This is a genomic window from Proteus myxofaciens ATCC 19692 (assembly GCF_001654855.1).
GTDB lineage: Bacteria > Pseudomonadota > Gammaproteobacteria > Enterobacterales > Enterobacteriaceae > Proteus > Proteus myxofaciens.
This window is the reverse complement of the sequence record NZ_LXEN01000171.1, coordinates 1-1,870: the sequence shown is the minus strand read 5'-3', so window position 1 is coordinate 1,870 and position 1,870 is coordinate 1. Positions and strand designations below refer to the sequence as shown.

Genomic DNA, 1,870 nt, shown 5'->3' with positions numbered 1-1,870 from the left:
TCTTCTATATAAAGAGGATGTAACCCTAGCGCATGGAATAATGGCTGATAATTCTGTGAGAGTTCTGTTACTGCTTGCCAATTCCAACGAGCAACCGCTGGAATAATCATTTTCTTTATATTGGCTTTTTCTACTAAAGATAAGCTACGCGCCATATCATTGAAAAAGATAGGCGCATCAAAATGACAATGGGTATCAATAAATCTATTCATGTTATCCACCATTGTGCACATCAGGATGTACACTTCGAGTATCTTGCTGGATCACAGGCGCTTTTTCTGCTTTATCTGATTTAGCTTCATTTTCAAATAAACTAAAAAATTTCTTATCGTGTTGCTTAAATTTTTTCTTAGAAAAATGTTGCCCTATCGTGGCGAGAAAATAACGACCACAACGTCGGCCGATATGATAATCATGATTTAGTGCACTTAAACGACTACCTAGCGCACTTGATCTTAATGTTGTCGGTGGAAATATTTCAATTACAACACAATCTTCAGGTGGAAATTGAATAAATTTTTGAGTTTCAGTATAAGTTTCAATGTGGACTTGTGCCATATTCATAAAACGTTGTAATCGGCTGTTTTCAAACCAATTACTCATTCTCTCTACCCATTCTGTTGTATATTGATATTCAGAAGGAACAGTACGTACCACTACAATAGTGCGACATCCTCGTCGATAGGCTTCTCTTACTGGAATAGCATCACTAATTCCGCCATCATGATAGAGAACATCATCAAATAATACGCCATTACGATAAAAAGCAGGAATGGCACTAGAGGCCTTAACTATCTCCAGCCATGTTAATTCATCAGGCTGAAAGTAATTTGCTTTAAAATTGTCAGCGCGACTTGCTACCATATAAAATTCACGCCCTGTATCAAAACGGCGCAATGCAGTCGGCATATCAAGAGGCATCTCTTTAGATGTGGCATCGATGTACCAATCGAGATCAAGTAAATTACCACCGCGTACAAAACGGATAGGATTAAAGAATTGATTGTTAGTTGTATAACGATTAATAATTTTACGCGCATAGCCACGCTGACCACAGGCAAAAGCAGATAAATTTTGTGCACCCGCAGAGACACCTAATAAAATATCGAAGGGATCAAATTGCGATCGCATAAATTCATCAAGAACACCGGCAGTAAAGATCCCACGTTGGCCACCACCTTCACATACAAGGCCAACTTTACCTAAGGGTAAGGATGATTGAAATTCAAGTGCGGTAATGTCATTTAGCGTGACTGGAATGTACTTCCCCATAACGTCTCCTTTATACAACTCAATAAAGGATACTCGTACATTTTTTCTACGTCATTCTTTTTACGCATAAATACAAATAAAATGATGATATTTTTAAAAACACGTTCTTAACATATTATTTTTGTTTTATATTCACCATAGTATCAACATCTTTAACACCTTCCATATTTTTAACTAAATTGGCTATTTCATTTTCTTGTTCTTTATTTTTAACAAAGCCTAAAATAGTTACATGGCCAAATTCTGTTTTTATTGAAAGAGAGTTAGAGTTAATACCTTGAACATGAGATAACATTTCCTTTATTTTTAAAGAAATCTCCACGTCACTCATTATTTTCTCTTGAGTATTATCATTACTATCAAAATCATTAAACCAAGAAGTTTCAGCAAATATTTTCGGACTCAACAACATAACAAACATTAATATAATTAATGTTTTTATCTTTTTTTTCATTGCTTTTTTTACTCCGTTAAAACTAAATTAAAAATAGAGTGTATTCTTATAATCTAATGTTTTTATTGTATATTTTATCTAAAAATGAGTAACCTTATACACGTCAGACGATTACAATAATAAATTATTCTAGTTAAATAAAGT

The 1,870-nt window shown here is 34.0% G+C and carries 3 protein-coding genes; all 3 read right to left on the bottom strand.

The window, feature by feature from the left end:
• A partial coding sequence (locus tag M983_RS16425; RefSeq protein ID WP_210433259.1) for a TatD family hydrolase occupies nucleotides 1–212 on the bottom strand: 212 nt, incomplete at its 3' end.
• A gap of 1 nt (nucleotide 213) precedes the next feature.
• A complete protein-coding gene (locus M983_RS16420) occupies nucleotides 214–1,272 on the bottom strand; it encodes a patatin-like phospholipase family protein (protein WP_066753555.1) in 1,059 nt (352 codons plus the stop codon).
• Nucleotides 1,273–1,387: 115 nt separating this feature from the next.
• Nucleotides 1,388–1,726: a BON domain-containing protein gene (locus M983_RS16415; RefSeq protein ID WP_066753548.1), complete on the bottom strand. Its 339-nt coding sequence runs from the start codon at nucleotides 1,724–1,726 to the stop codon at nucleotides 1,388–1,390.
• Between the last annotated feature and the right edge of the window lie 144 nt (nucleotides 1,727–1,870).